We start from the raw sequence: 22,789 nt of genomic DNA, 5'->3' as shown, positions 1-22,789 counted from the left end.
GGGTGGGTGGGCCCCGCATAGCTTTGGGTGCATGAAGTCATCGCGAACTGTCCTTGCGGCAACTGCTGTTGCCCTTGTCCTGCCGTTGGCCGGTGCGGTTGCGAGTCCCGCCGCGGCGGCGTCCGCTCCGGCCGTCTCCGCCGTGGACCAGAAGTCCGGGCTGAGTCTGCCGGCGCCTGCGGGGCGCTTCGGCGTCGGGCTGGAGACGCTGCACCTGGTGGACCGGGCGCGGACGGATCCCTGGGCGGGGTCGGGGCCGCGGGAGCTGATGGTCACCCTCCGGTACCCCGCGCACCGCGGTACCGGTGCTCCCGTGGGGTACCTGCGGACCGACGAGGCCCGGTTGCTGATCGAGGACCGTGGGCTAGAGGGGGTGGTGGCGCCCGAGGTGCTGGCTGCCACGAAGTCGTACTCGCGGGCGGGGGCGGTGCCGCGCGGCGGACGGTTCCCGCTGGTGGTGCTCTCGCCCGGGTTCACGGTGCCGCGGGCGACGCTGACCGCGCTCGCTGAGGACTTGGCCTCCCGCGGCTATGTGGTGGCATCCGTGGACCATGCGTACGAGGCGTCCGGCGTGGCCTTCCCCGGCGGGCGGGTGCTGACCTGCCGGGCGTGCGAGCAGATCAAGGAGAAGGCGGACTACCGGAAGGTCAGCGACGGCCGGGCCCGGGACGTGTCCTTCCTGCTGGACCGGCTCACCGGCCGTCACCCGGCGTGGCGCCATGCGCGGATGATCGACGAGCGGCGCATCGGGATGGCCGGGCATTCCATAGGCGGGGCCTCGGCGGCAGCCGCCATGGCCGCCGACCCGCGGATCCGCGCCGGGGCCGATCTCGATGGCACCCTGTTCACCCCGGTGCCCGGGAACGGGCTGGGCGGGCGGCCGTTCCTGCTGATGGGCACGGCCGAGAACGATCCCGAGCACGACAAGAACTGGGCGGAGAACTTCGGCCGGCTGGACGGCTGGAAGCGCTGGCTGAAGGTCGAGGGGGCCGGTCATTTCACGTTCACCGACCTTCCCGTCCTCGGTGACCAGTTGGGGCTGCCTGATCCCGAGACCCCACTGCCCGGTCAGCGTTCCGCCGCCCTGACCAGGCAGTACGTAGCGGCCTTCTTCGACCTGCAGCTGAAGGGGGTGCCACAGGCGGTGCTGGAGGGTCCCACGGCGGAGAACCCGGAGGTCCGCTTCCATACGCCGTGACGCCTGGCGGGGGCGCGGTGCGACAGCCGGGGGCCCGGCCGCGCCCCTGGCCCTGTCCCCCGGCCCTCAGTGCTGGAGCGCCACCTTGAGAAACACGATGATCAACCCGAGGAAGAGGTTGATGGCACCGGCGATCGCCATCAGACCTCGTGAGGCGCCGGCGCGGCCGGCGGCCACGGTCGCCCAGCCGACCTGTCCGACCAGGGCGACCGCGAGCGCCAGCCATGCCGTTTCTTGCTCGCCCATTCCGAAGAATGGGCTGATGGCCACGGCAGCGGCCGGTGGGACGGCCGCCTCGATGATCGGGCGCTCCTCCTTACCCGTACGGCGGACCGCGCCCCAGCTCAAGTGGTGCACCATCCGGAGCCCGAAAAGGCGGGAGAAGACGTGTGCGGCCCAGAACACCACACCGGTGCACAGCAGCAGCGCGATCAGGTGCAGCCGTGGAAAGGAGCCGGCCGTCCCGGCGCCGACCACCACGGAGGCGGCGAGCAGCGAGCCGTAGATGGCGCCGGTGTAATCGGCATGGGCCTCCGAGGTCACCGGGGCATACTCAGAGCTGCTGCCGTTCATGTCTCCGTCCGTGCGGTGGGCCACTTGAGTTCGATCTCCAGCTCGATCTCCCCGTCGCCGACTTCGACCTCGATTTCGGTGCGGAGTTCGTCGGGGATCCGGAGACTCAGCGTCCCGGGGCCGAGTTCCAGTTCGGCATTGCCGCCGTGCCTCAGCGCCTCCGCGAGCGCGGAGAGCTGATCAGCTGCCTCAAGGCGTGACAGGGATGCCTTCTGCTCAAACTTGAGGTCCTTCACGGTGTCTCCATTCCGCTACGAACACTACGAACAGGGGGAACACCAGGTAAGGCTCATTGTGACCCCGCACGGCAGGTCGGGCATCCAGCCGGGCCCGGGCCCGGTGTCCGGGAGTCCGGAGTCACGAGGCGCGCGCCCGGCCGGCCCGGTTGAAGGCCAGTGCGAAGATCTCACGCCATTGGACCGGCGGGAGGGACGCCGGAGAACCCGGGCGGAGCCTGGGTACCCGGACCCGCAGCACGCCCGGGCGGATGGAGCAGACGACGGGTGCAGGCATGATCAGCGCCTCTCCGTCCACCGCGACGGGGATGCTCTCCGTGTCCGATCCGATGCTGACCCGGTGGGAGGTCAGGGACCGGAGGCCGGCCGACCTGGCGCCTCGGAGTGCGACCGCTGCCGCCTGGGCCGCGTTGTTCACCCGGATCCCGACCACACCCAGCACTCCGAGGTCGAGCCGGGGTCTGCGGCCACCTGCGGCCATCGGCTCGGGGGTGGCGTAGGGGTTGTTGCTGACCAGCAGCGCCTGCTGAGCCTCCAGACGCGTCTCGTCCGTCACCACGTCGAGCCGGTGGCCGGCGTATCCGAGCAGCAGGTCGGGGAGTGCGTCCAACGCTGTTTCCGCCTGTGCATCCCGATATTCCGGGCGCTGCACGACCTCGGCGTACACGCCGAACGAGGCCGTGTTGACGAAGGCGCGACCGCCCACGACGCCCAGGTCGATCCTGAGCTCCTCCCCGTCGGCCAGCGCGTCCAGGCACCCGGCCGGGTCCTCGCGGTCCAGCCCGAGGTCCCGGGCGAAGTGGTTCCTGGTGCCCGCGGAGACCACCAGGAACGGCAGGTCGTACTCGGCCGCCACCTCGGCCACCCGGGCCTGGGTGCCGTCGCCTCCCGCCACCCCGAGCAGGTCAGCGCCTTCGGCCACCGCCTGACGGGCGATCGCGGCGACGTCCACCCTGACCGAGGTGTCCAGCAGCACGACCCGGGCACCCAGCGCCTCGGCCTTCTCGACCAGGCCGAAACGGCCCACCTTGCCGCCGCCGGACTTCGGGTTCATGATCAGCACCGGGTTCCGGGGCGGGGAGCACGCGACCGCCTGCATCCGGTCGGGTTGCCGTACGCTGCGCAGCGCCAAGCCCGCGCACACCACGGCGGCACCCCACAGCGCGACGGCGGCCAGCGCCGGGGGCCACAGGTCCTCCCGCGCATAGATGACCAGCACGGCCACCGGTACCCCCGCCATGAGCAGAGCCCCGGCCACCCGCACCACCCCGTGATGGGACAGGGCCCACCACGTCCCCATGGCCGTGAGCACCACGCCGGCCACGCCGACCACAAGGATGAGCAGACCGCCGCGGCCGGTCGCGGCCCCCAGCGCGGCCAGTGCGCCCAGGGCGCAGGCCAACGCCAGCCGGGCCAACCACCGGGCCGACAGCCGAGACCGTGCCGGTGCGCCGGAAGGATGCGACTGCGGCAGTGACATCGTCCTCACGTCCTCTGCCAGTTCTCGAGGATGCGGTCATACCGATCATCTCGTGATGGGGAGCTTGAGCACACTCCGGACACCCGCGTGGTCGGAGGGCCACAGTCCTGACGGGGTGCGGTCGGCCGGGATCTCTCCGACGCGCTCGGCCTTCACGGCCGCCAGGCCGTTGCGGAAGAGCACGTAGTCGATGCGCTGGCTCAGGGTGGAGGTGGCGTTTCGCAGGTCGGGGGCCTGACCGAAGGTGAAGCCCGGGTCGATGGAGTGGGTGTCCGTCCAGGCGTCGCGGAAGCCGGCGGCCCGGATGTTGGCGTACGTGGGTGTGTTGGTGCTGCCCGGCACGGCACCGACGCCGCCGGCAGCAGAGTTGAGGTCGCCCAGGAGCACGGTGGGGAGCTCCGTGTTGAGCGGGTCGGCGAGCAGTTCGCCGCCCTGCTGGACCTGAACCCCCGGATTGGCGCCTTCCAGGTGCGTACTGACCACGCGCGTGGTGCGGCCTCGTACGGTGGCATCGACGGCGACCCAGCCGCGCAGGAGGGTGAAGGATCCGCCGGGGACCGGGACGACGAAGCGGGCCCGGTAGCGGCCTTCCTGCGGGTTGGCGACGGAGAAGGCCCTCTTGGGCAGGTCGGTGCGGGCCAGGAGCACGTCCCGCTCGGTGAAGCGGATGTTCTGCAGGCCGCTGGGCGTGGACCGGGGGGCGACGTGGTCACCGTTGATGACGGTTGCCACGGGTGCGTAGTGCTTGCCTCGTGCGGCCAGCTCGCGAAGCAGGGTGGTGAGGAAGTCGTACTCCACATGGGTGGCGCTGAGCGTGCCGGGCGTCTGGCTGCGCCAGAGCACGGCCTCCTGGAGACCGACGAGATGGGGATCGGTGTCGGCGATCTCGTCGGCCAGAGCCTTGGCCCGCTCGGGGAAGTTCGTGGCTTGGACCTGGGCGAACACGCTCGTGACGGCGGCGATGAGCGACGGGCCGTCGGTGGCCCTGAGGACGGGCGCGAGGTCGGCGCCCAGGTACAGGTTCCGGGTCATGACCTTGAGCTCGACCGACGGGTTGTGGGGCGTGGTCGTGGCGGTCGCGGTGACCGGCCCGGACGCAGCCAGCAGGAGGGCCGCCAGGACGGCCACGAACCAGGCACGGGCCTGCCGCCCACCGCTCGGGATGGCTTCGGGCATGGCAGAGCGGACCTTTCGGCAGGAGGGAAGTCAGGCAGGCGTCGGGAAGCCGTGACGCTGCGGGTGATGCTGACACGCGGCCCCGCCATTCCTGCGGCACCACGCCCGCGCCGGGCCCGCTCAGCATGACGTTGGGTCACAAACTGCTGGTCACAGCCGCGTTGTCAGTGGGTCGCTATAGCGTCGTGGGCAGTGGAAGAACCGCCTCTCGACTGGAGTGTCATGACCGTGAACCGCGTGCAGTCGCCGCTCAGGGTAGTGCTGACTGACATCAACCCGGACGTGGTGGAGGCGTGGCGGGCCGCGTTCGCCGACAGCCCCGGGATCGAGATCCGCAAGGGGTCGATCCTCGATGAGGAGGTCGATGCCTGGGTCAGCCCGACCAACTCCCGGGGCCGGATGGACGGCGGGGTCGATGCCGTGATCAAGCGGTATCTCGGAGCGGGCATACAGCTGCGCGTGCAGCGGGCGATCCGCGATGGGTTCGCGGGAAGCCTCCCGGTAGGGAGTGCGGTGTGCGTTCCGTCCGGGGCGACCAACCCGAAGTTCCTGATCTCGACGCCGACGATGGAAACGTCCGTGCAGAACGTGAGCGAAACCCTGAATGTGGCGCTGGGGTGCGCCGCCTCGTTCCAGGCGATCCACCGACAGAACAAGGTGGCGCCGGGCAGCATCCGGTCGGTGGCCCTGGTCGGCATGGGCGCCCGGACCGGCAAGGTGCCGGCGCGGGTGTGCGCCAACCTGATGTGGACGGGCCACACGTTGTTCACCGAGCACCACTTCGAGGACTACGACGACCTGCGCAGCACGATCGTTGCGCAACTCGACGACATCGAGAACGCGCCCGAGGAGACGCGGGTCCGCATCGCCCCGCCCAAGCGGCCCGCCGCCCGTCGCTGAACCCCTGAATCCCTGAATCCCTGAGCCACGGAGTTCCCTCCAGAATGAGCGATTCCAACACCCCGGCCACGTTCGACCCGAATGACCCGCTGGCCCTCGCCGATCTGTTCAAAGGTGGCGGTGAACCCTGGCTTCCGCTGCTGAAGCCGGTCATCGAGGCGCAGCCGGACGCAGCCTCGTTCATCGGCTCGGGCCGGGCAACGGATGTCGTCCCCGTCCGCGAACTGACCTTCCAGGCGCTCAAGCCCCACCCGCCGCACAAGTGGAAGGTCGTCGTCTTCGGCCAGAACCCGTATCCGCGGCCGGAGAGCGCCACCGGCATCGCCATGTTCGACAACACCTTCCACGACTGGAAGGACAGCCAGTTCGGCCGGGTTGTCAGCATCCGCTGCATCATCAAGGCAGCAGCGATGTGGAAGTACGGCATAGCCAAGAAGACCCCGATTGCCGACATCCGTGCGCTGTTGAAGGAGCAGGACACCGTCCAGCCGCCGGAATGGTTCCAGGCGATGCTCACGCAGGGCGTGCTGCTGCTGAATGCGGCACTCACCGCCAGCAGCGGCGGGGCCACCGGGCCCGACCGGCACACTTCTTTCTGGCGGCCGGTCGCCGAGCGGATCGTCGAGGACATCCTCAAGGCCAAGCAGAACGCCGACGAAGAAGACCGTGGAGTGGTCTTCGCATGGTGGGGCGCGCACGCGCGCAGCCTGAAGAAGGTCGTCCTCCGGCTGGAGAAGAAGTACCCCGAGGTCGAGGTCCGGCACATCGACCACGCCAATCCCGCGGCGCAGGGTGACATCTTCTGCGAAGGCGACCACTTCTCCATGGTGAACGCCGCTCTCGCATCACTGAGCGCGGATGAGATCGACTGGCTGCCGAGCAAGGGGTGGAAGGCGTCGCCGACAGAGGGCGGCGGGGCGGACAGGGACGGCACTGCCGAGCGCATGGGCGCCTTCATCGCGTCCACCATGGAGCTGCACCAGCTCTACCTCGAACGGCTCGCCAGCGTCAAGGACGAGGGGCTCGTCCTCCCCGCGATCACGGGTGTGTTCGACACCCCGCTCTGGGACTTCCGGGACGCCGTCAGCCCGGTTGCCGATCTGTTGTCGGGTCTCGACCGGCACGTCAAGCGGTCGCATGATTTCGGCAAGAGGCGGGCGGACGAAGCGGCCGACGGCCTGTCCGCCGACGCCATTGCCGCCCTCTACCTCTACACCTGCGAGTCCGCGTTCTACCGGGAGATCAACGCAGTCCTGCGCTCCCCGGACCGGGCCAGAGTCGTCCCGTACCTCCCGTATCTGCGGCTGCTGTTCTCGGCGGTCTCGCAGCTTCCCGCCCGCACGGAGCCGCTGTGGCGCGGGGTGTCGCTGGACCTGCGCGCGCAGTACCCGCTCGGCCGGACCGTGACCTGGTGGGGCGTGTCCTCGTGCACACCCGATCTGGGCGTGGCACGGACATTCCTCGGCAGCCGCGGCAAGCGGACGCTGTTCGAGGTGGTACCCCGCCGGGCGGTGGGCATCCGGAACTTCTCCGCGTTCACCGACGAGGACGAGTTCATCCTCTCACCGGGCACGCAGCTCAAGGTGACGGACGTCAGGGCCGAGCGCGGCGGTCTGTGCACCGTGCGGCTGACCGAGCTGGAGGAGCAGCCCCTCGTGTCCTGAGCAGAAGCGAGCCGGCCCCTGGTAGGTCCCCTGGTGGGGCCGGACCGGACCGGTCGGCCCCACCGGGCGTGGACGGGGCGGTTCCGTCAGCGGGCCGCGCCGAAGGCCTGCGTCCAGTAGGAGTTCGGCTGCGCGAGGCCGACGCCGATCTCCTTGAACGAACAGTTGAGGATGTTCGCCTTGTGGCCGGGGCTGTTCATCCAGCCCGTCATGACCATCTCGGGCGTGCTGTAGCCGTAGGCGACGTTCTCGCCGTACGTGCGCCAGGTGTAGCCGGCCCGCGTGATGCGCTGGCCCGGGTCGGAACCGTCGGAGCCGGTGTGCGACATGTTGCTGTTGGCGGCCATGTCCTTGCTGTGGTTCTGGGCGGCCGTCGTCAGCTTCGCGTTCACCGTGAGCGGCGAGCACCCGACCTTGGCGCGCTCCTTGTTGGCGAGGGCCACGACCTGGGCGGCCACGCCGGTCGGCACCGCCGGGGTGGTGGGCTTCTTCGTGGCGGTCGGGACCGTCGGCTTGGGCGCCGGCGGGGTGCTCGGGTTCGGCTTCGGCTTCGTCGTTGCCGTTGGCGGCTTCGGCTGCTGCGGGGTACGCGTGGCCTGCCCTGCGGGCGGCCAGGTCCGGTCACGGCGGTCCGTGACGGTCGTCTGGCTCTCCGTGCCCGTCAGGCTCGGGGCCTGCACGTCCAGGGGGGAGGCGCCGTCGTAGGGGCGCAGGTTCTCCTGGCTGCTGACCCGGGAGGCGCGCGGCTCATCCGTGTCCAGGCATGCCATTGCGGTCGTGGGGATGCCCACGATGCCGACCGCGACTGCGCCGATGGCTATTTTCTTGTAGTGAGTCTTCTTGCGGTGCTTTTGCATGCGTGACCTCACTCGGTGTCTGCGAAGCGTCGACGCCCGTGCCGCTCCAGCGCCGGGCGGGCCGCCATTCTTAGAAGCCTCCTCATGGCCTGGCAAGTCGCGGTGCGAGTCCGCACAGCAGTGCCCGACGCACCACTTGAAAACGGCGTCCGGTCGTGCCGAAGGCTCGGCAGTCACCGGCGGGAGCACACGTGACGACCCTTCAGAATCTCTCTGACCTGGCATGTTGCCGATTGTCGCCACGCCCGCTTGGTGGACATTTCGCCGGATAGGGGCATGTCGAAGCCCAACCGACAAATCCCGAGATGTCGGCGAGGCATTAGCGGTCGTGATGGTTCCGTAACCCGCTAAGCCGCCGTGATGCATGTCACTGTTTCCCGAGGGAACCACTGGTCTGCGGGCAGGTGCTCAGAGGGGGTCTCCGAGCGGCCCGTACTCCTGTTCCAGGTTCTTGGCCCAGTGGGCCGCGAAGTCCGGCTGGGTGCCGTCGGCGTCGGTGAACCCGTACTCCCGGTACAGGCCCCAGGTGGCCAGCGCCCGTCCGGTCTTGGCCATGATCTCGGGGTCGGCTGCCAGCGCCGCCACCGCCCGGCCCAGATAGGCCGGGGTCTCGGAGTGGGCGAAGTTCGGGTCCTGGGCCGCCCCGTCCCGCCAGTTCGCCTCGGTGACCCCGAAGTGCTCCAGCAGTGCCTCCGAGCACAGGAAGCCGGGCGTGATCGCCACGGCCGCGACACCGTGCGGCTTCAGCTCGGCGGCCTGGGCCACGGCGAGACGGATCACCGTCGACTTCGCCAGGTCGTAGAAGAACGAGCCGCGGTAGCGGGCGGTGTTGCCGTCGGTGACCTCCACGACCAGACCGCTCTTGCGCGCGACCATCAGCGGCAACGCGAACCGGCTGGTGATCACATGGGTCTCCACCGCCTGCCGCATCAGCCGAAGCCCGGTCTCCAGGTCCTGCTGCCACAGCGGACGTTCCCAGTCGGTCAGGGGGTCTCCACCCCACACGGAATTGACCAGGACATCGAGCCGTCCGTCCTGTTCCGCGGCGATCCGGTCGACCAGGGCCCGGACCTCGTCAGGACGGCTGTGGTCGACCCGGACAGGGATGCCGAGGCCGCCGGCTGCGGTGACCTGCTCGGCGGTCTCCTCGATGGTCTCCGGGCGGTCCAGGGCGGAGCGCCCGGCAGTGCTGCTGCGGCCGGTGACGTACACCGTCGCGCCGACTGCCCCGAGCTCGACGGCGATCCCCCGGCCGCCGCCCCGGGTGCCGCCGGCGACCAGGGCCACCGTTCCCGCCAGCGGGCGTGCGCTATTCGTCATGATTCCTCCGGGTTGTGGCCGTGTTGGGGCTGGATATGCGGGGACAGCACGGCGTGGAGTTCCTGGCGGAGCCGCTGCTCGAGAGCGCCCTCGCGTTCCAGGGCCCAGGTCAGGCCTGCACCGGCGGTGATCGCCTGCACGGTGCCGGCCAGCGCCGCGAGGTCCGTTCCCACCTGGAGCTCGCCCGCCTCGGCCGCCTCCGCAAGGAGTGCCTCGATGGCCCGTTTCCGGGCCCGGTGAACGGCCAGGGCGCGTTCATAGAGCTCCGGATCATTGAGGTCCATGCACAGGAACGCCAGATGATTGGCGAAGCTCTCCGGTGTGGCCATCACGGCGGCCGATTCCACCGTCAGCGCCTCCAGGGCCCCGAGCGCCGACTCGTACGATGCCCGCACGCGCCCAGCCGGCTCGATCGCGTCCTGCGCGGACCGGTCGGCGAGCGCCAAAAGCAGGCCGCGCTTGGAGCCGAATCGCTGCACCAGGGTGCCGGGCACCAGCCCGACCTCGCGCGCCACGGCGGCCAGCGTGAGCCCCGCGGGACCCACCCGGCCCATGACCTCGACCGCCGCACGCAAGATCGCCGCATCCTCGATCCCCCGGGGACGTGCCATCACCGCCACCTACTCCCATTAATAAATGCACGTTCATTTATTACAAGGGCGCGGCTCTGCCCACGTCAACCTCGACACGGGTTCTGCGAGAGACTCCAGGGGCGATCACGCATCCCGGGTCCCGCCGCTCGCAGCTGTGATGCGCGTCACGGGAACCCGCCCCTCGCCCCGGACAGCCGACAGGAGTGACCACAGATATGCGAACCCGGGTGCGGGCCGGGGATCCCGATGCCTTCGCGGAGCTCTTCGACAGCTACGCCCGCACCGTCTACAACCATGCCTTCCGGCTGACCGGGGACTGGTCCGTCGCGGAGGACGTCATGTCGGCGGCCTTCATGGAGGCGTGGCGGCTTCGCGACAGGGTGGAACCCGAGGGAGGTTCGCTCCGGCCGTGGCTGCTGGGCGTTGCCACCAATCTCGCCCGCAACCACTGTCGCGGCAACCGGCGCTACAAGGCCGCCGCTGCTGCCGCCGCTTCCGCAACCACCCCCGTGCCCGACCACGCCGACGAGGTGGCCGGCCGCTTGGACGACCGGCGGCGCATCACCGTCACGCTGACGATGCTGGGCTCGTTGCGTCCGGCCGAGCGCGAAGTCCTCCTGCTGTGCCTGTGGGAGGGACTGGAGTACGCCGATGCCGCCCAGGTCCTCGGCATCCCGATCGGCACCGTCCGCTCCCGGCTGTCCCGGGCGCGGACGAAGCTGCGCAAGCTCACCGACGCGGAACTGAAGGCGGAAAGGAAGGCGGAACTGAGGAAAAACAGACGGGAACTCGCCGCCCGCCCGCGACAGACACATGGCGACCGCACGAACGCGGTCCGGTCCGCCCAGGAAGGAATCCGATGAACGCCAACCCCTCCCAGCCCCACCCGGCTGAGCAGGAGGAGACCGTGCGTCTCCTCCCGCCTCTGGAGCGGGAACTGCCGGCGGGCCGCCACCAGTTCCACAAGGAGCGCCTCATGTCCACGATCCGCGACGACCTCCGCGCCGCCGACACCACGTCCGTCCCCGCCCGGCCCACCAGCAACAGCAGCAGCAGCAGCAACAGCACGAAGCAGCGCAACCCGTTCCTGCGCCGTGCGATCCTCCTGCCCGCCCTGGCATGCGCTGTGGCCGGCACGATCGCGACCGGCGCCTACCTCTTCGCCGACCAGGGTGCCACCGGCGGCACCGGCTCCGGGATCGCCACGGGCCCGGTCCTGACCACCCGTATCGGCGCTGCCGACCCCGCCGGCGCGACGCAGCTGCTGGACCGCATCTCCCTGGCCGCCGCCGATGTCTCCCGACCGTCCGTGCGCGCGAACCAGTTCGTCTACATCGGCTCGACCACGGCCGGCACGTACGTGAAGACCGTCAAGGGCAAGAGCACCCTGGTCAGCGAGAAGCCGCACCTGCGCGAAACCTGGCAGTCCCCGGACGGCACCAAGGGCTGGCTGATCGAGCCTGGCAACACCGGCCCCGAGGGCATCACTCTGGAAGGGCTCACCGAGACGGGCCAGGTCCCCACGGCGACCATCGGCGCGCCCACGTACGACTACCTCGCCGCCCTCCCCACCGACCCCGACGTACTGCTGCAGAAAATCTACAAGGAAACCGCGGGCCAGGGCAGGAGCCGCGACCAGCAGGCGTTCACCACGATCGGTGACCTGCTGCTCGAGAGCTACCCGCCGGCCGGACTCTCGGTCGCCCTCTACAAGGCCGCAGCGAAGATCCCCGGCGTGGTCGTGGTGGACGACGCGGTAGACGCCGCGGGCCGCCACGGGGTCGCCGTTGCCCGGCTGGACGAGACCTCCGGCGAGCGCACCGAATGGATCTTCGACAGGAAGACCTCCGCGTTCCTCGGCGAGCGCACCGTCCAGGTGCAGGGCAACTCCGGCGAGAAGGGCCTGATCACGCCCGGTACGGTCGTGTCCACCCGCGCCGTCATGACCCGTGCGATCGTGGACGGGATCAAGCAGACCCCCGCCCAGGCGGGTTGACCGACCGGTCCGTGGAGCTGGCGTGCGCGCCGGCTCCGCGGACGGGTGCCCGTCGCGAGGCGGGTGTTGTTCCTCAGTCCTCGAGCAGCCGCCATGCGGTGAGCGCGAGGGCGGCCCGTACCAGTCCGGTGGGTTCGGTGAGTTCGATGCCCAGGGCCTTTGCGATCTGCTCCAATCGGCGGGCGACGCTGCTGTGGTGCAGGTGGAGGAGGTCGGCGGCCCGGCGCAGGGAGCCGGTGGCGCAATAGGCGTCCAGGGTCTCCAGATCCTCCGGGTTGCCTGCGACGCGGGCGATCGCGGCCACGTCGGCGTTGTCCCGCGCCGTCTCCCTGGGCACCTGGGCGAGCAACGCCAGCGCCCCCAGGCCGTCGTAGTGGACGACCGGCCTGCGTGGGGTGGTGAAGCGGAGCGCGGTACGGGCCTGCTGCCAGCATCGCTCGGGGCTGTCGGCGGCGCCGATCCCCGCGCGTACGCCTGCCGGAAGCCGGGTCCGGTCCACGGTGGTCGCCAGGATGACGCCCACGTCGGCGAGGAGTGCCGCTTTCATCGGGCGGGCCGGGCAGACCAGGGCGCCGACCTGGTCGAGCGGCAGTTGCGAGCGTACGGCCACGACGCGGACGGGCAGGTCGGCGGCGAATCCGAGGAGCCGTAGCGCCCGGGCTCTGGCCGCCTCGTCGCTGTCGGCGCTGATCACCAGTTCGACGAGGGCGGGGTCCGCCATGGTGGTGCGGGCCGGTCCGTACCGCTCGGCGACGGCCGCGGCGGCGATGGCGAACCGCTCCAGGAGGGCTTCGTCGAGCGGGCTCGGCGGGCCGGGGCGTTCCAGCCACACCGTCCCGATCTCCTCCTCATCGAGCACAACGGGCGCCGTACTGGACGCCGGTGCCGGCGGAACCGAGGAGGCCGGCCTGCCGTCGGGGAGGACGCGGACCACCTGCCCGGTGCCGTGGAGCCGGACCCCGGCCGCGCACTCGGCCAGGCCCGCCGAGGCCCGGGCGAGCGCCGGGAGGTCCACCCGCCGGCGCATCAGCGTGTCGTAGAACGAGATGACGCGGATCACGCCGTCGACGTACGGATCCAGTCCCGACAGCCGTACCGCCAATGCCTCCATGCCTGGAGGATACGGCGCCACGGCGGGGCGGTCAGGCGCCGATCGGTGCGCGATCCGGGCGCGATGCCCGACGGTTGGCGGATGATCCCGTGGGCGGCCGGCGGCGAGGATGGCCGGCATGGATCCCGAACTCGAAGCATTCATCCCCCTGCTCTCCCGTACCGACCTGACGGACCCGGTCGCCTACCGCACGATGTACGCCCAGCTGGCCGCAACGAGGCCGGCTGCGGACACCACGGGACTGGAGATCGAGGACCGTACGGTGCCCGCCGGTCCGGGCGTGCCGGTGCGGATCAACCGTCCGCAGCAGGCAGTCCAAGGCGCGCTCATCTGGCTGCACGGCGGCGCATGGGTCGTCGGCGACCTGGACGTCGAGCAGCACTGGGCCGCCCCGATCGCACAGCTCTCCGGCGCGGTCGTCATCACCGTCGACTACCGCCTGTCCCCCGAGAACCGGTTCCCGGCCGCTCTGGACGACGCGTACGCCGTACTGGCCTGGACATACGAGCACGCGGCCGAACTCGGCGTCGACCCGGCCCGGATCGCGGTCGGCGGCCACAGCGCCGGCGGGAACCTCGCAGCCGCGGTGGCGTTGCGGGCCCGTGACGAGCAGGGCCCGCCGATCCGCTTCCAGCTGCTCAACGAGGCCATCCTCGACGACCGGCAGCAGACCTGGTCGGCGCGGAACTTCACCGATACCCCTTGGAACACGCGCGCCGTTCGGGCCGCAGCCTTGGACCACTACCTGGGCTCCCAGGCCGCCACGCCGTACGCCGCCCCGGCCCGGGCCACCGACCTGTCCGGCCTGCCACCGGCCTATATCGCCACCGCGGAGTTCGACCCGAACCGTGACGAAGGCATCGACTACGCGCTGCGCCTGCTCCAGGCGGGCGTGTCGGTCGAGTTGCACCAGTGGCCCGGCACCTTCCACGGGTCGCAGGCGATCACGTCCGCCGGGGTGTCACAGCGACAGATTGCCGCACTCGGTGCCGCCCTGCGGCGCGCACTGGCCGACTGAGGCTGAGTAACAAAGGCCGAATGACAAAGGCAAGGAGGTTTCCCACTCCTTGCCACTCTCAACTTATAGCGCACCGGGGGGCTTGCGGCAAGGCCCTGGTCGTACCGCAGAATCACCGACCTAAGCCAAATCTGCGGAAGTCAATGGGGGAACATGATGATCGACGTGATCGTCGTCGGTGGTGGACCGACCGGGTTGATGCTGGCCGGCGAGTTGCGACTGCATGGTGTGCACGTGGTCGTGCTGGAGAAGTTGACCGAGCCGACCCGGCAGTCCCGGGGGCAGGGCCTGCACACGCGCAGCGTCGAGCTGATGGACCAGCGCGGCCTGCTGGACCGGTTCGTCGCGGTCAGTGAGAAGTTTCAGGTCGGCGGTCTCTTCGGCGGCATCATGAAGCCGTGGCCGGACCGGATGGACACGGCGCACCCGTACGGCCTCGCCACTCCGCAGCCGGTCACCGAACGGCTGCTCAACGAGCGTGCCCTGGAACTCGGTACCGAGATCAGGCGCGGCTGCGAAGTGGTCGGGCTGAGCCAGGACGCGAACGGGGTGGGCGTCGAGCTGGCGGACGGTACGCAGCTGCGTTCGCGCTACCTCGTCGGGTGCGACGGCGGACGCAGTGCGGTGCGCAAGCTGCTCGGCGTCGGTTTCCCCGGCGAGCCGGCCACGGTCGAGACGCTGCTGGGGGAAATGGAGGTCACCGAGGACCCGGCGACGATTGCCGCCGTCGTCGCGGAGGTCCGCAAGACCCAACTGCGGTTCGGTGTCGTCCCCAACGAGGACGGGGTGTGCCGCGTCGTCGTGCCTGCCGACGGGGTGGCCGAGGACCGTGCGACCGCGCCGACCCTCGAGGAGTTCAAGCAGCAGCTGCGGGCGTTCGCGGGCACCGACTTCGGTGTGCACTCGCCGCGCTGGCTGTCCCGGTTCGGCGATGCCACTCGGCAGGCCGAGCGCTACCGGGTCGGCCGGGTGCTGCTGGCCGGCGACGCGGCGCACATCCACCCGCCGACCGGCGGGCAGGGGCTCAACCTCGGGGTGCAGGACGCGTTCAACCTCGGCTGGAAGCTGGCCGCCGCGGTCAACGGCTGGGCGCCGGAGGGGCTGCTGGACAGCTACCACGCCGAACGGCACCCGGTGGGGGCCCGCGTACTGGACAACACCCGCGCGCAGATCACGCTGCTGGGGACTGATCCGGGGGCGACCGCGTTGCGGGAGCTGTTCACGAAGCTGATGGACTTCGAGGAGGTGAACCGGTACGTGACCGAGATGATCACAGCGGTCGGGGTCCGCTACGACTTCGGCGAGGGCCACGACCTGCTCGGCCGACGGCTACGGGATGTCGAACTGAAGCAGGGACGCCTGTATGGGCTGATGCACGGTGGCCGCGGGCTGCTGCTCGACCAGACCGGCCGGCTGTCGGTGGCGGGCTGGGCGGACCGGGTCGACCACGTCGTGGACGTCAGCGAGGAACTGGACGTGCCGGCGTTGCTGTTGCGGCCGGACGGCCATGTGGCCTGGGTCGGCGAGGACCAGCAGGATCTGCTCAGCCACCTCCCGACATGGTTCGGCGCGGCTGCGGCCTAGGTTCGCGTCACGCGGTGGCGAAGGTAGACGACTCCTGAGCTGAAGGTGCGGGTCTCGACGAGTTCGAGGTCCACCCGGCGCTCGTGCCGGGGAAAGAACGGAATGCCGCCGCCGACGAGTACCGGGTAGACCACGGCCCGGTACTCGTCGATCAGGCCCAATTCGGCTGCCTCGGCGGCGAGGGTCGCGCCGCCGATCGCGATGTCGCCCTCCCCCGGCTCGGCTCGCAACCGCTCGATCTCCTCCGCCAGGCCGCCGGAGGCCAGGCGGGCATGGCCCTGCACCGCCGACAGGGTGGTGGAGAACACCACCTTGGGCAGCGGATTCCAGAGGGCGGCCCACTCGAGCATCGAGTCGTCGAACGATGGATCCTGGTCAGCGGTCTCCCAGTACAGCATCGTCTCGTACAGCCGTCGCCCCAACAGGTGGACTCCGACCTCTCGGATCTCGTCGATCCAGAAGCGAAAGACCTCCTCGTCGGGCCCCGTCCAGTCGAAGTTGCCGTCCGGCCCGACGATGTAGCCGTCAAGGGAGACGTTCATCGAATAGGTCACGCTGCGCATCAGAAGCCCTCCTCGGTAGCAGGTTCCGACCGTACGACCGCCGGACGGCCGCAGCCCGACGAGGAGCCTGACGAGGTCACTCCGACGGCCCAGTCCGCGTGGCCGGCTCCCCCGCGCAGGCCTAGTTTTGGCCATAGCTCCGACATCGGAAGGAGAGAGACATGGCCGACACGAGCCTTTCAGAGGCCTTGGCCGGACTGACCGCCGACGACATCAGGGTCGATGACGAAGGTCGAGTCTCCGTACAGAATCCGGAGGTCGCCAAGAGGATTTCGGAGGTCGTCACCGGTACGGCCAGGGCGACCCCCACCAATACCGGATGCAACACAGGGTGCAGGCCCAACGGTTCGCGGTGCCGTCCGACGTGACCTCGAAAACGGAAGCCCACAGCGAAAGCGCGGAGCTGTTTGCCGACGAGCTCACTTCTTCGCTGCGCGACGACAGCCTGCACCTCATTCTGCTGCCCACAGAGAAATGCAACTTCAGATGCACTTATTGCTACGAAGATTTCTCGATCGGCAGGATGGGGCCTGAGGTCGTCGAGGGCGTCAAGCGCCTGATCGACCGGCGCATCGACGGCCTGCGTTCCCTCTCCATCTCATGGTTCGGCGGAGAACCGTTGTTGGCCCTGCCGGTGATCGAGGACATCTCCACCCATATCATCGAGCGCGCAGCCGCAATGCCGGACCTGACATATTCGGCCGACATGACGACCAACGCCTATTTGCTCGACCATTCGACTGCGGAGCACTTGAGTCGACTGGGGATCAGCGAACACCAGGTGTCGCTCGATGGACCGCAGCCCCTGCACGACCGGACGCGTGTGCAGGCAAACGGCGCCGGATCGTTTCATCGGATCTGGGAGAATCTGCTGGCGATCCGCGACAGCGACCTACGGGTCGGTGTCGTGCTCCGGGTACACGTGACCCCGGCCAATGTGCACTCGATGCCGGAGTTCCTGAGCGAAATCCGGGAGGTTTTCCTCCGTGACTCGCGATTCTCCGTCCTCCTCAAGCCGGTGGAGCGACTCGGCGGGCCGCGCGACGGAGAAATGGAAGTGATCAGTCACGACAGCTGGCCGGCCATCCTGGAGAATTTGGAGAGGATTGTTTCACCCGAAGGAAGCGGGCCCTCCCTCCATCCGACTCCCGAGGTCTGCTACGCCTCCCGCCCCAACTCACTCATGATCCGCGCCAACGGCGTTGTCGGAAAGTGCACGGTCGCACTGACCGACCCGAGGAACGCCGTCGGGAAGATCCGCCCGGATGGCACGGTGGAAATTGACCATCACCGTTTCCGCACCTGGCTGCGCGGGTGGGAAAGCCGCGATTGGGATGTCCTGAGCTGTCCTGCGGACGGGCTCCCCGGAACGGGCAGCGCGCTCCTGAACATCGGCCCCACCCGGCTCGTATCGGACACGTAGGTGTACATGGAGACGGTCAACGTCGACTTCATGACCGACTGTGAGCGCCAGCTGCGGACGCCCCTCGACGTCTGGGCGGGCGATCTTTCCGCCAGCCTGGAGTCCATCAGTCGGGACGGATGGAACCAGAGCCGCGTGAAATCGGCCGCGGCACATATGAACCTGGCCGCTCTCGTGATGGCCAACGCAGGCGACCTCGGATCCGCCGAGCAACTCTGCCGGACCCAGTTGACCTGGCTGGCACAGTTGGCATCGGAATCCGGAGACGTGTCCGTCCTGGGAAGCGCCGTGCAGCCGTGGATCAACCTCGGGAGGCTCCACGTGCTGACCGGGAACGTCGAAGAATCCCTTCCCCACTTCCGGCTCGCCGAGCATGTGCGCGACGGGAAACCTGCGCGTCTCGGGCCGTGCCGCATTGAAGCCGACATGTGGCAACCGCTGGTGGCTGCCGATCCGGAGCTGCCCGAGGTCCTCTGGAACGTCTTCGTACTGGACCAGCTGAAGGCACATTTTCGGTCCGGTGACCCCGCCCGCGCACTGTCCGCCGCGGTCACCCTTCGCGAAGCGGCGCCGCCAGGGACGTACCGGTACATCGTCGAGGGTGAGATCGTCGCCCTCCTCCGCTCCGGACGAGCGGAGGAGGCGCTCCGGTTGGTGGCCCGGGCCGGCCCTGCGACGACTTCCGACGAGATCGCGTTCCTCCTGCATCAGATCGCTGCCGCGACCAGCCTGCGGCGGTCGGAAGACGCGCGACGACTCGCGACCGGCCTTTCGGCTTTTATGACACAGTCGGATGTTCCGTCTGCCGAACCCGCCACCTTCCTCCGCCAGCTGAAACAGCTGGCCTATCTCCTTGAGCGGCTCGCTGAGCCCCATTACGCGCTCGCGGTACATCTGCACGGGATGAGGACCTGCCACGAGCGGATGGACGAGCCCCTGTTCCTGCACTTCATCGAGGCTGCGTTGCGACTGGCTCCGGAACACGGTTCCGCGAGTCACTGGCGATCCGCGCGAGAGGACCTTCTCGCATCGTCTCTGTATGCCGAAGTGCGCAGGAGACGGGGCGCAGGTGCCGCACTCGATCACCCGTCCCTACGCGAACTGATCGTTTCGGTGGAAACGGCTGCCACGAGGGTCGGGCCGTACGTGCCCGCGGTCTGAAGCCCGACCTAGCCCAACCTATTGGCCCGAGCCGGCCGACAGGATCACGTCCACGAGCCGGTCCGCCGCGTCCGGCCGGCCGTACGCCCGGGCCCGTTCCGCCATCGCCATCCGCCGGGCGGGGTCCGTGAGGAGCGGACCGACCGCGTCGCGGAGGGTGTCGGCGTTGACCTGGTCGAGGAGGGCGACGGCGGCCCCGGCGTCGGCCAGGTGCCGGGCGTTGTGCGCCTGCTCGTTGCCGGCCGAGGAGGCGAGGGGAACGAAGACGGCGGGCTTGCCGAGTGCGGTGAGCTCGGCCAGGGTGCCGGCTCCGCTCCGGGACACCACGACGTCGGCGAGCGCCAGGACGTCGGGCAGTTCCGGACCGACGAACCCGGTGAGGTGGTAGCGGCCGGCCAGCACCGGGTCCAGGCCGGCGGCGGCCTGCCGGAGCTCGTCCACGTTCGCCGGGCCGCACTGGTGGATCACGTTCGCGTGGCTCAGGAGCCAGGGCAGCACGTCCCGGACCGTGCCGTTGATCTGCTGCGCCCCCTGGGCGCCACCGGTGACGTAGACCGTCGGCAGCCGCCGGTCGAAGCCGAAGAGTCCCAGGGCCGCAACCGCCTTGTCCGCATGCCCGGTCAGCACCTCCGGCCGTACCGGGTTGCCGGTGACGACCGCGATGTTCCGCACGGACTCGGGCAGCAACGGCAGGGAGGACTCGGACGACACGGCGATCCGGGTGGCCGAGCCCGCCAGCTTCCGGTTGGCCAGGCCCAGCCGCACCGTCTGCTCGTGCAGCACCAGCGGGCGCCGGCACAGTCGCGCCGCCAGACCGGCGGGGACGGCCACGTACCCGCCGGTCGCGAGGACGACGTCCGGCCGGAAGTCGGACACGATCTTCCGGGCCTGCGCCACGCCGAGCGGCACTCGCGCCATGTCCTTCATGTTCGCGGCCGACATCATCTTGAGCGGGTTGCTCGACCGCCGGATCTTGCCGGTCGCGACGGTGGTGAAGGCGATGCCTTCGGCCGGCGCGACGCGGGCCTCCAGCCCGTCCGGGGTCCCGATCCACAGGACGTCCAGGGTGCCGCCCGCGGCGGCGAGCCTGCCCTGCAACGTACGGATCGCGGTCAGGGCGGGGTAGGTGTGGCCTCCGGTGCCTCCCCCCGTCACGATCAGGCGGAAGGAACGCGGGAGCGGAGAAGTGTTCATCCAGGAAACCCTACTGGCTTCCCGCCCCCGACCGGCATCCGGAGCCCGCGCGGGTCATCCGCTGCGGTGGCGGGACTCGTCCTCGAGGGGGTCGTCGCGGACGGTCGCGAGTTCGATGCCCCGTACGCGCCGGAGCCATCGGGAGAGGACGTACAGGCCGCCGCCGAACAGGCCGCACGGTTCCCAGATCTCCGTGACCAAGGCAGGGATCCCACCGCTTCCGACGATGTAGACGGCCTGTCCGCCCACCGCCAGGGCGATGAACCGGTTCGTGCGGGACTCGACCGCCAGCAGCCAGTCCACCGGGCGCCAGCACGGTCGGGTCAGGTCGTGCACCCGGAGTCGGACCGCTGCCCACAGGAACCCGAGGGCGTAGGCCATCCTGCGGCGGGAGCTGAGGACCACGTCGTTCTCCGGCTCGCCGGCGAGCAGCGCGGCCCATTCCTCACGCAGGTGCGCCCGGCGTGCCCCCGCGACGAAGGTGGCGAATCCCAGCGTCCGGTCGGCGGCACGGCTCCCGACAACGGGCGACGCGGTGCGCAGCGCCGTGATGAGCAGGCCGAGCATCGCCACCAGCAGGCTGAGGACGGTAGCGCCGGAGAAGAGCCAGCCCATGAGCACCATGGTGGACGAGACGTCAGGATCGGGGGTCAGCAGGGTGAGGGCGTAGCCGACACCGAGAAAGATCAGCGCGGCCGTTCCGGTGAGCACCGGGGCAAGCACCGCGAGGACGGCGGCCATGCCCGCTGCCGGCGGTTCCACACCCTCCTCGGTCGCGCTCATGCCACTCCCCCTTCGCCGATCGTCCGGAGGCCGAAGAGGCGGGGCTTGCTCGCCCGTGCCCGCTCCGTCGCGAGCCGGCCGGCTGCGGTGAGTTCGTAGTAGTACCGCTTGGGCCGCCCCGGGTGCTCGCCCGTCTCCTCCCTCCGGGTCGCCCATCCGGCCTCGATCAGGCGCTCGAGGATCGGGTAGACGGTCCCGGATCCGAGATCCGCCTCTTCGCAGATCTTCAATCCCCATGGCGGGTTGTCGGGGCCGGCCGCCAGAAGCACCTTGAGTACCTCAAGTGTCGTGCGGGTCAGTCGAATTGGGGCCATGTCTACGAGTGAAGCACCCGCTCGACCGTATGTCGAGAACGAGATACCCGGCTCACCGCACGGCCTTGAACACGTCCACGCTCCGGAGTTCGATGCGGGTGACCTCGCCGAAGATCTTCCTGAGGGCGTCTTCGATGCGGTCCAGCTTGTCGCCGGGCAGGCGGAGTCGTCGGGCGATGCGCCCGGGCGAGTACCCGCCGTGCCAGGCGATCACCACCGTGCCGCCAGGACGTACTACCCGGTGCAGCTCGCGGAGCCCGGCTTCCAGGTCGGGCCAGATGGCCACGTTGTTGACCGAGACGACACGGTCGACGCTCTGATCGGCGAGGCCGGTACGGTCCGCCGTGCCCAGGCCCAGGGTGACGCGGCCTGCGCGGACCGCGGCGCGGTTGGCCCGGGTTGCCGCCGCACGCATTTCGGCCGACGGGTCCACGCCGCGGATGACGGCCGCCTCGGTGCGGGTGGCCAGCAGCCGCAGGAGGCCGCCAGGGCCGTACCCCACCTCCAGCACCCTGTCTTGCGGCCGGATGTCCAGGGCCCCGAGCACGTCCTCCTGGTGCTGCTTGTTGGTCCACCACATGAAGCGTCCGGCGGCCCGCCCGCGCATACCGCGCGGACGGGCGAACGGCGAGGTCACGGGCCCGCCGGTGGCCCAGGAAGCCGGGTTCGATGCCATGGCAACAGCCTGCCCCTCGCACGGGGCTGTGAACGGCGCCGCGCCCGGGCGGAGTTGCGGCTGTTACACGGTGGTGAATCCATTCGGCTCAATGCCGAGCCGCAGGGTGGCGGCCCTGTCTCCGGAGCCGGGGCGCCTCCTCGGCTCCCCGGCGTCAACACGGCCTTGACTCGTGCCCCTTGAAGGCAAGAGTTACAGGAATATCCGGATTTAGAGACACGAAGCCGTTTTGCTGAATTTGCGGGTGGATGGGCGCCAGAGTGTGGATCCCCGGCAGGACGCCGGGAACCGTTCGAAAGGGCGTCTACATGTCTGTCTCTCGCACCACGCGCCGTGTCCTCGCCGCATTCCTCGCCGCCGGAACCCTGGTCGGCGTGGCCGCTCTGCCGGCCACCGCCGACGACGACCACCGGCGCGACCACCGGGGCGACCACCGGGGCCCGAGGTCCTCGGTCGTCATCGGCGACGTCCAGTACGACAGCCCCGGCCGCGGCGACGACCGCTCCAACCGCGCCCTCAACGGTGAGTGGGTCGAGGTCCGCAACACCAGCCGTCACAGCGTCAACCTGCGCGGCTTCACCCTCTCCGACCGCGACGGCAACCGCTACCGGTTCCACGGCTTCCGCCTCGACGGCCGTTCCAGCGTCCGGGTCCACACCGGCGAGGGCCGCGACACCCACCGCGACGTCTACCAGGACCGCCGCCACCAGATCTGGGACCGGCACGACACCGCCACCCTCCGCGACCACCGCGGTGACGTCGTCGACAGCGAGACCTGGGGCCGTCGCGGTCACCACGGTCACCGCGACGGCCGCTGACCCGAACCGGGCAGCAGGTCATCACCGGCTACCCCGGTGACCTGCTACCTGCTACGCACGACCACGTTGCCCGGCTGCTTGCGCCGTACCGGCAGCTCGTTCTCGTACGAGTCGGCTGCGGCGGCACCCTTAGGTTCGTTGAGGATGCTCA

At 69.8% G+C, this 22,789-nt stretch carries 23 protein-coding genes; 10 read left to right on the top strand and 13 right to left on the bottom strand.

The window, feature by feature from the left end:
• Positions 1-31: 31 nt before the first annotated feature.
• Positions 32-1,198, top strand: a complete 1,167-nt coding sequence (locus tag ABT123_RS25560) for an alpha/beta hydrolase family protein (protein ID WP_351318709.1) — start codon at positions 32-34, stop codon at positions 1,196-1,198.
• Positions 1,199-1,264: 66 nt separating this feature from the next.
• On the opposite strand, the gene ABT123_RS25555 is transcribed toward ABT123_RS25560, so the two are convergent.
• The 4 genes from ABT123_RS25555 to ABT123_RS25540 form a co-directional block, all read right to left on the bottom strand.
• Positions 1,265-1,771: a hypothetical protein gene (locus ABT123_RS25555; protein ID WP_351318707.1), complete on the bottom strand. Its 507-nt coding sequence runs from the start codon at positions 1,769-1,771 to the stop codon at positions 1,265-1,267.
• On the bottom strand, positions 1,768-2,007 hold the full coding sequence (locus ABT123_RS25550) for an amphi-Trp domain-containing protein (RefSeq protein WP_351318705.1): 240 nt from the start codon (positions 2,005-2,007) through the stop codon (positions 1,768-1,770). Before ABT123_RS25550 ends, ABT123_RS25555 begins: the two co-directional genes overlap by 4 nt.
• 121 nt (positions 2,008-2,128) lie before the next feature.
• Positions 2,129-3,487, bottom strand: coding sequence for a diacylglycerol/lipid kinase family protein (locus tag ABT123_RS25545; protein ID WP_351318703.1), 1,359 nt, complete (start codon positions 3,485-3,487; stop codon positions 2,129-2,131).
• Between the two features lie 45 nt (positions 3,488-3,532).
• On the bottom strand, positions 3,533-4,663 hold the full coding sequence (locus ABT123_RS25540; RefSeq protein ID WP_351318701.1) for an endonuclease/exonuclease/phosphatase family protein: 1,131 nt from the start codon (positions 4,661-4,663) through the stop codon (positions 3,533-3,535).
• A 222-nt stretch (positions 4,664-4,885) separates the two neighbouring features.
• Between ABT123_RS25540 and ABT123_RS25535 the strand changes: the two genes are divergently transcribed.
• Positions 4,886-5,563 carry a macro domain-containing protein gene (locus ABT123_RS25535; protein ID WP_351318699.1) on the top strand — a complete coding sequence of 226 codons (678 nt, stop codon included), beginning with the start codon at positions 4,886-4,888 and terminating at the stop codon, positions 5,561-5,563.
• A 44-nt stretch (positions 5,564-5,607) separates the two neighbouring features.
• Positions 5,608-7,227 carry an ADP-ribosyltransferase domain-containing protein gene (locus ABT123_RS25530; protein ID WP_351318697.1) on the top strand — a complete coding sequence of 540 codons (1,620 nt, stop codon included), beginning with the start codon at positions 5,608-5,610 and terminating at the stop codon, positions 7,225-7,227.
• 86 nt (positions 7,228-7,313) lie between these two features.
• Here the strand turns inward: ABT123_RS25530 and ABT123_RS25525 are convergent, their stop codons facing one another.
• From ABT123_RS25525 to ABT123_RS25515, 3 genes are all read right to left on the bottom strand, one after another.
• Positions 7,314-8,084, bottom strand: a complete 771-nt coding sequence (locus ABT123_RS25525; protein WP_351318695.1) for a CAP domain-containing protein — start codon at positions 8,082-8,084, stop codon at positions 7,314-7,316.
• A 408-nt stretch (positions 8,085-8,492) separates the two neighbouring features.
• Positions 8,493-9,404: an SDR family oxidoreductase gene (locus ABT123_RS25520; RefSeq protein ID WP_351318693.1), complete on the bottom strand. Its 912-nt coding sequence runs from the start codon at positions 9,402-9,404 to the stop codon at positions 8,493-8,495.
• A complete protein-coding gene (locus ABT123_RS25515; protein ID WP_351318691.1) occupies positions 9,401-10,015 on the bottom strand; it encodes a TetR/AcrR family transcriptional regulator in 615 nt (204 codons plus the stop codon). The genes ABT123_RS25520 and ABT123_RS25515 overlap by 4 nt, the downstream gene beginning before the upstream one ends.
• A gap of 197 nt (positions 10,016-10,212) precedes the next feature.
• On the opposite strand from ABT123_RS25515, the gene ABT123_RS25510 reads away from it, so the two are divergent.
• Positions 10,213-10,860, top strand: a complete 648-nt coding sequence (locus tag ABT123_RS25510) for an RNA polymerase sigma factor (RefSeq protein ID WP_351318689.1) — start codon at positions 10,213-10,215, stop codon at positions 10,858-10,860.
• Positions 10,857-11,993 (top strand): CU044_5270 family protein, encoded by a 1,137-nt coding sequence (locus ABT123_RS25505; protein ID WP_351318687.1) that lies wholly within the window; start codon positions 10,857-10,859, stop codon positions 11,991-11,993. The genes ABT123_RS25510 and ABT123_RS25505 overlap by 4 nt, the downstream gene beginning before the upstream one ends.
• Before the next feature lie 73 nt (positions 11,994-12,066).
• Here the strand turns inward: ABT123_RS25505 and ABT123_RS25500 are convergent, their stop codons facing one another.
• Positions 12,067-13,104 (bottom strand): PucR family transcriptional regulator, encoded by a 1,038-nt coding sequence (locus tag ABT123_RS25500; protein ID WP_351318685.1) that lies wholly within the window; start codon positions 13,102-13,104, stop codon positions 12,067-12,069.
• A 118-nt stretch (positions 13,105-13,222) separates the two neighbouring features.
• Here ABT123_RS25500 and ABT123_RS25495 point away from each other — a divergent pair, with 118 nt between their 5' ends.
• Positions 13,223-14,122, top strand: a complete 900-nt coding sequence (locus ABT123_RS25495; RefSeq protein ID WP_351318683.1) for an alpha/beta hydrolase — start codon at positions 13,223-13,225, stop codon at positions 14,120-14,122.
• A 156-nt stretch (positions 14,123-14,278) separates the two neighbouring features.
• Positions 14,279-15,706: a rifampin monooxygenase gene (gene rox / locus ABT123_RS25490; RefSeq protein WP_351318874.1), complete on the top strand. Its 1,428-nt coding sequence runs from the start codon at positions 14,279-14,281 to the stop codon at positions 15,704-15,706.
• On the opposite strand, the gene ABT123_RS25485 is transcribed toward rox, so the two are convergent.
• Entirely contained in the window at positions 15,703-16,269 is a 567-nt protein-coding gene (locus ABT123_RS25485) for a dihydrofolate reductase family protein (protein WP_351318681.1), read from the bottom strand. The genes rox and ABT123_RS25485 overlap by 4 nt on opposite strands.
• A 319-nt stretch (positions 16,270-16,588) precedes the next feature.
• Between ABT123_RS25485 and ABT123_RS25480 the strand changes: the two genes are divergently transcribed.
• Entirely contained in the window at positions 16,589-17,692 is a 1,104-nt protein-coding gene (locus tag ABT123_RS25480; protein ID WP_351318679.1) for a radical SAM protein, read from the top strand.
• Positions 17,693-17,698: 6 nt separating this feature from the next.
• The gene (locus tag ABT123_RS25475) at positions 17,699-18,853 is read left to right on the top strand and encodes a hypothetical protein (RefSeq protein WP_351318677.1); all 1,155 of its coding nucleotides are present in this window, start codon (positions 17,699-17,701) and stop codon (positions 18,851-18,853) included.
• An 18-nt stretch (positions 18,854-18,871) separates the two neighbouring features.
• Here ABT123_RS25475 and ABT123_RS25470 read toward each other — a convergent pair whose 3' ends face one another.
• From ABT123_RS25470 to ABT123_RS25455, 4 genes are read right to left on the bottom strand one after another with little or no spacing between them, the layout of a single operon-like run.
• Positions 18,872-20,047, bottom strand: a complete 1,176-nt coding sequence (locus ABT123_RS25470) for a UDP-N-acetylglucosamine--N-acetylmuramyl-(pentapeptide) pyrophosphoryl-undecaprenol N-acetylglucosamine transferase (protein WP_351318675.1) — start codon at positions 20,045-20,047, stop codon at positions 18,872-18,874.
• Between the two features lie 54 nt (positions 20,048-20,101).
• Positions 20,102-20,830: a hypothetical protein gene (locus ABT123_RS25465; protein ID WP_351318673.1), complete on the bottom strand. Its 729-nt coding sequence runs from the start codon at positions 20,828-20,830 to the stop codon at positions 20,102-20,104.
• Positions 20,827-21,144, bottom strand: a complete 318-nt coding sequence (locus ABT123_RS25460) for a PadR family transcriptional regulator (RefSeq protein ID WP_351318671.1) — start codon at positions 21,142-21,144, stop codon at positions 20,827-20,829. Before ABT123_RS25460 ends, ABT123_RS25465 begins: the two co-directional genes overlap by 4 nt.
• A 52-nt stretch (positions 21,145-21,196) precedes the next feature.
• The gene (locus ABT123_RS25455; RefSeq protein ID WP_351318669.1) at positions 21,197-21,820 is read right to left on the bottom strand and encodes a class I SAM-dependent methyltransferase; all 624 of its coding nucleotides are present in this window, start codon (positions 21,818-21,820) and stop codon (positions 21,197-21,199) included.
• 308 nt (positions 21,821-22,128) lie between these two features.
• Here ABT123_RS25455 and ABT123_RS25450 point away from each other — a divergent pair, with 308 nt between their 5' ends.
• Complete coding sequence (locus ABT123_RS25450; protein WP_351318667.1) at positions 22,129-22,638, top strand: lamin tail domain-containing protein; 510 nt, start codon at positions 22,129-22,131, stop codon at positions 22,636-22,638.
• Positions 22,639-22,789 lie beyond the last annotated feature (151 nt).

It is taken from the genome of Streptomyces sp. NPDC002054, assembly GCF_040296685.1.
Lineage (GTDB): Bacteria > Actinomycetota > Actinomycetes > Streptomycetales > Streptomycetaceae > Streptomyces.
The sequence above is the reverse complement of the archived record's forward strand: the minus strand, read 5'-3'. Positions and strand labels throughout refer to the sequence as shown.

What these genes read in the sequence shown, in the direction of transcription:
- ABT123_RS25455 (WP_351318669.1), bottom strand. Translation starts at nt 21,820, where the DNA reads ATGGCATCGAACCCGGCTTCCTGGGCCACCGGCGGGCCCGTGACCTCG.
- ABT123_RS25500 (WP_351318685.1), bottom strand. Translation starts at nt 13,104, where the DNA reads ATGGAGGCATTGGCGGTACGGCTGTCGGGACTGGATCCGTACGTCGAC.
- ABT123_RS25510 (WP_351318689.1), top strand. Translation starts at nt 10,213, where the DNA reads ATGCGAACCCGGGTGCGGGCCGGGGATCCCGATGCCTTCGCGGAGCTC.
- ABT123_RS25485 (WP_351318681.1), bottom strand. Translation starts at nt 16,269, where the DNA reads ATGCGCAGCGTGACCTATTCGATGAACGTCTCCCTTGACGGCTACATC.
- ABT123_RS25480 (WP_351318679.1), top strand. Translation starts at nt 16,589, where the DNA reads ATGCAACACAGGGTGCAGGCCCAACGGTTCGCGGTGCCGTCCGACGTG.
- ABT123_RS25530 (WP_351318697.1), top strand. Translation starts at nt 5,608, where the DNA reads ATGAGCGATTCCAACACCCCGGCCACGTTCGACCCGAATGACCCGCTG.
- ABT123_RS25520 (WP_351318693.1), bottom strand. Translation starts at nt 9,404, where the DNA reads ATGACGAATAGCGCACGCCCGCTGGCGGGAACGGTGGCCCTGGTCGCC.
- rox (WP_351318874.1), top strand. Translation starts at nt 14,279, where the DNA reads ATGATCGACGTGATCGTCGTCGGTGGTGGACCGACCGGGTTGATGCTG.
- ABT123_RS25540 (WP_351318701.1), bottom strand. Translation starts at nt 4,663, where the DNA reads ATGCCCGAAGCCATCCCGAGCGGTGGGCGGCAGGCCCGTGCCTGGTTC.
- ABT123_RS25475 (WP_351318677.1), top strand. Translation starts at nt 17,699, where the DNA reads ATGGAGACGGTCAACGTCGACTTCATGACCGACTGTGAGCGCCAGCTG.
- ABT123_RS25545 (WP_351318703.1), bottom strand. Translation starts at nt 3,487, where the DNA reads ATGTCACTGCCGCAGTCGCATCCTTCCGGCGCACCGGCACGGTCTCGG.
- ABT123_RS25495 (WP_351318683.1), top strand. Translation starts at nt 13,223, where the DNA reads ATGGATCCCGAACTCGAAGCATTCATCCCCCTGCTCTCCCGTACCGAC.
- ABT123_RS25515 (WP_351318691.1), bottom strand. Translation starts at nt 10,015, where the DNA reads ATGGCACGTCCCCGGGGGATCGAGGATGCGGCGATCTTGCGTGCGGCG.
- ABT123_RS25465 (WP_351318673.1), bottom strand. Translation starts at nt 20,830, where the DNA reads ATGAGCGCGACCGAGGAGGGTGTGGAACCGCCGGCAGCGGGCATGGCC.
- ABT123_RS25535 (WP_351318699.1), top strand. Translation starts at nt 4,886, where the DNA reads ATGACCGTGAACCGCGTGCAGTCGCCGCTCAGGGTAGTGCTGACTGAC.
- ABT123_RS25470 (WP_351318675.1), bottom strand. Translation starts at nt 20,047, where the DNA reads ATGAACACTTCTCCGCTCCCGCGTTCCTTCCGCCTGATCGTGACGGGG.
- ABT123_RS25450 (WP_351318667.1), top strand. Translation starts at nt 22,129, where the DNA reads ATGTCTGTCTCTCGCACCACGCGCCGTGTCCTCGCCGCATTCCTCGCC.
- ABT123_RS25460 (WP_351318671.1), bottom strand. Translation starts at nt 21,144, where the DNA reads ATGGCCCCAATTCGACTGACCCGCACGACACTTGAGGTACTCAAGGTG.
- ABT123_RS25505 (WP_351318687.1), top strand. Translation starts at nt 10,857, where the DNA reads ATGAACGCCAACCCCTCCCAGCCCCACCCGGCTGAGCAGGAGGAGACC.
- ABT123_RS25525 (WP_351318695.1), bottom strand. Translation starts at nt 8,084, where the DNA reads ATGCAAAAGCACCGCAAGAAGACTCACTACAAGAAAATAGCCATCGGC.
- ABT123_RS25555 (WP_351318707.1), bottom strand. Translation starts at nt 1,771, where the DNA reads ATGAACGGCAGCAGCTCTGAGTATGCCCCGGTGACCTCGGAGGCCCAT.
- ABT123_RS25560 (WP_351318709.1), top strand. Translation starts at nt 32, where the DNA reads ATGAAGTCATCGCGAACTGTCCTTGCGGCAACTGCTGTTGCCCTTGTC.